This window comes from Gammaproteobacteria bacterium CG11_big_fil_rev_8_21_14_0_20_46_22 (assembly GCA_002796245.1).
Taxonomy (GTDB): Bacteria; Pseudomonadota; Gammaproteobacteria; order UBA12402; family UBA12402; genus 1-14-0-20-46-22.
Genome location: PCWT01000047.1, coordinates 1 through 1,068, shown reverse-complemented (window position 1 = coordinate 1,068; position 1,068 = coordinate 1). Strand labels below are relative to the sequence as shown.

Annotated in this window: 2 protein-coding genes; both read right to left on the bottom strand. The window is 46.8% G+C overall.

Features of this window, described 5'->3' with window-relative positions; translation table 11 throughout:
* Positions 1 to 266: 266 nt before the first annotated feature.
* Entirely contained in the window at positions 267 to 485 is a 219-nt protein-coding gene (locus COV52_05365) for a hypothetical protein (protein PIR11155.1), read from the bottom strand.
* The coding region (locus COV52_05360; GenBank protein PIR11154.1) for a hypothetical protein at positions 482 to 1,068 on the bottom strand (587 nt) is incomplete at its 5' end. The genes COV52_05365 and COV52_05360, both read right to left, overlap by 4 nt.

Genomic DNA, 1,068 nt, shown 5'->3' with positions numbered 1-1,068 from the left:
CTATGGCGATCCGCACTCATTAGCAAGGCAATCCAAGGCGTTTCTGACAGACCAGCTGCTTGCCTGAGACAGCGCGCCAAAGGACCAACAAAACTCACGATTGGATCGTCGTCAGTATAAAGCCGGTGGGGCGCCAAGAGGTTAATGTAATAATTTAAACTATCCGCGAATTTATATATCGCACGTAACTATATATCGCGATTATTTTTTAGAGCCGTGTCAATAGTCATAGGCTGCAAGCGAAACTTGACTCTAAGAAAAATTATTTACTTCTTTGATCTGAAAATCAAAAATGCAGCTAAATATATTAAGGGGGATAGGGTTATGCATATATAAAAACCATAAATTATCTTGGTATCCAAAGCTCCGTCAAGCGGAGGGATGAAGCTCGTATAGATTGGTTCATTTGTCCAACCATTGAAAAGTGCTATAACGCCCATCGAATAAAGCGCGAGAAGGAGGAAAATCTTTTTATTAAACGTCACTCGCTCACTCCATTATTTCGCCGATTTCGGGCATCTCGCTGGGCACCTTCATACGCACTACGACCTCTAAATCTGACGGCGAGATAATATCCGGCCGCCGCGCTAGTGCACAAAGCCGCACCGTTACATTCGGCCGCCATCCTTAAAAGGAACTCGCCGTCACAGGATGCTTGTGATCGTCCAATTGTGCCGTAGCAAATGTCGTGAGCATCACAAGCGTCGAATATGTCAGGCGCATAGCCGGATGCACCAGTAGAGCCGCATCCGTTAGGTAATAATGGTGGCGGCTTAGGAAACCCTTTTTTGGTTGGGCAGTTGGGATTTGTCATTGGTATGGGCCGGCACTCTCCCAATGGCCCACGCTGAGGCTCATCGTCTCCGTAATCGCCCAAGCTTGGAAGACCGCTGCCAAGATAATCGTCAATACCCATGCCAGTTATGCAAACTAGTACCCGTTGAGTGGGCTCATCGTCATCTTGTACGCCATCATTATCCGCATCATAATAAATATTCCCTCCGCCGGGATGGTCGTCACATAATTGCGCATCAGATCGACCATCAACTTGTTCCAATCCAAAAGGGT